Below are 1841 nucleotides of genomic sequence, written 5' to 3'. Positions count from 1 at the left end.
GAAATTCGCTGTGAGGGCCCCGGTTCAGATTCGAATGTGACGCGACCACCCTGGATATCCCGCTGCGGCATCAACTGACTCGTGTTGTACTCTTTTTCGGCTGACTCATCTGCCGGGAAGTAGTCCGGTTCGTCTCGGCTGGCCTTCTCGTAGAAGCCACGCATTGTCTGGCGGACGTCCTCAGTCGTCCCACCCCCGTCGGTGTAGGGCTTTTCGGTCATCGTCCGCCGGACCACGTACCAAACTGCGGAAGTAAACACCACCAGTGTAGCGATTAACACTCGGAGGGGTCACTCCGTAATGTCTCAGGCTGCGTGTTTTGGTTGACCACGTCAGGGAACAGATGTCTTCCAACTTCCGAGAGAAGCGTGTTTTCTACGCGTTTAATGTGTTCCCCTGCCGTTGAGTGGTGAACATCAAGAAACGCAGCGATGTCGCTAATCGTGGCCTGATTATTCTCAGCGTAATACCCCAATTCGAGCGCTGCCTCAAAGGCGGCTAATTGTTGTTTCGTCAGCTCAGATCGGAGCGCGTGATAATGAATGGCCTCCTCGTCGCTGATGGGACCGACATCGACGTTCCGGGCCAGTCGAACGTTGTTGCTCCGCTCCTCGATGGCGTCCACAAGTCTCCGGAGTGCGTCCTTATGTCGAGTGTAGACAACCCAGTGTTCGATCCCGTGTTCGACTACAACTGTCGAGTACTGGAAGCAGCCGGCGTCGTCGATGAGCTTGAGGATGGAGGGATTATTGGCTGGGTAATTGACCTCACTAATGAAGTACGCTCGATTCGCGTCACCAGCTGAGACGCGCTCGAACTCGACCGTAGCGTCGTGATCCCGATAGTTCTCTGCGAATGCCGCTACTTTACTCTCCGCACCGTCGACCGCAAGCAATCGCTTCGCTTCACCGCCAGTGAGCCTGACACGAGAGACATTCTCGATTCTGACCGACGAGTGGGAGGAGGACACGTCTGAAACGGGGCAGCCGTAGTGTCTTACGGCCAGTTCTGCTTCCCACATGGTTGGGTGCCGTCGGTCCGTGTATTTATATGTTTGTGATCAGTTACCATATAACAGGATTAACCGAACGGATCAATAATGTCTACGCTGAGAAATGAAGCCAGATATATCTGGCCGAATATTTAGGTCAGTTTATCTACTGTCACCTCCCGTCATGCGAGGCGTTGACAAGGATCAACTAGAAGGTCCGAGTATTGACCGTCGTACAACGATGAAACTGTTGAGCGCAGCGGGCTTGGCCGGTGTGGCCGGCTGTACTGGTGATGGTAGTCAGCCAGGGTCTGACGGCAGTAACGGTGGGGACGGTGGTGATGGTAGCGATAGTGATTCCAATATGGGCGGCTCTATTGAGGCCGGCTGGGCATTCAACGCGGTGGAGGTGCTTGATCCCCACTACGTTGATCTCTACCAGCAGATCACGATTTTCTCAAACATCTTTTCGGGTATCGTCAAACTGGACCGCAACGGTGAGATCGTGGGCGATGCGGCAAGCGATTGGACGCTGCCTGACAACACGACCTACGAGTTCACCATTCGCGAGGGAATGACGTTCCACAACGGAGACACACTCGACGCCTCCGCGATCAAGTGGTCCATTGAGCGATTGATGGGGCTCGATGACTCGCCTCATATCGGGAAGGTAGCTGATATCGAAAGTGTGGAGGCGCCGGATGCGACGACGCTCCGAATTAATCTCTCGAGGCCCGTTGCTCCGTTTATCACATTCCTCACGCGCGGTCCGGGACGGGCTGGAACCATCGTCAATAAAACGGCAGTCGAGGAGGACCCCCAACGCTACCGGCGTTACCCCGTCGGGTCG

At 55.2% G+C, this 1841-nt stretch carries 3 protein-coding genes; 1 reads left to right on the top strand and 2 read right to left on the bottom strand.

Going from position 1 to position 1841, the window contains the following annotated elements:
- The coding region (locus EXE44_RS21140; RefSeq protein WP_206750394.1) for a hypothetical protein at positions 1 to 221 on the bottom strand (221 nt) is incomplete at its 3' end.
- A gap of 53 nt (positions 222 to 274) precedes the next feature.
- Positions 275 to 1021, bottom strand: a complete 747-nt coding sequence (locus EXE44_RS16390) for a helix-turn-helix domain-containing protein (protein WP_092922187.1) — start codon at positions 1019 to 1021, stop codon at positions 275 to 277.
- A 211-nt stretch (positions 1022 to 1232) separates the two neighbouring features.
- On the opposite strand from EXE44_RS16390, the gene EXE44_RS16385 reads away from it, so the two are divergent.
- A partial coding sequence (locus EXE44_RS16385; protein WP_241991851.1) for an ABC transporter substrate-binding protein occupies positions 1233 to 1841 on the top strand: 609 nt, incomplete at its 3' end.

The sequence above is a fragment of the Halorubrum sp. SS7 genome (assembly GCF_005435055.1).
In the GTDB taxonomy this organism is placed as follows: domain Archaea; phylum Halobacteriota; class Halobacteria; order Halobacteriales; family Haloferacaceae; genus Halorubrum; species Halorubrum salinarum.
Note: the sequence above shows the minus strand (reverse complement) of the source record. Positions and strands in the feature narration are given on the sequence as shown.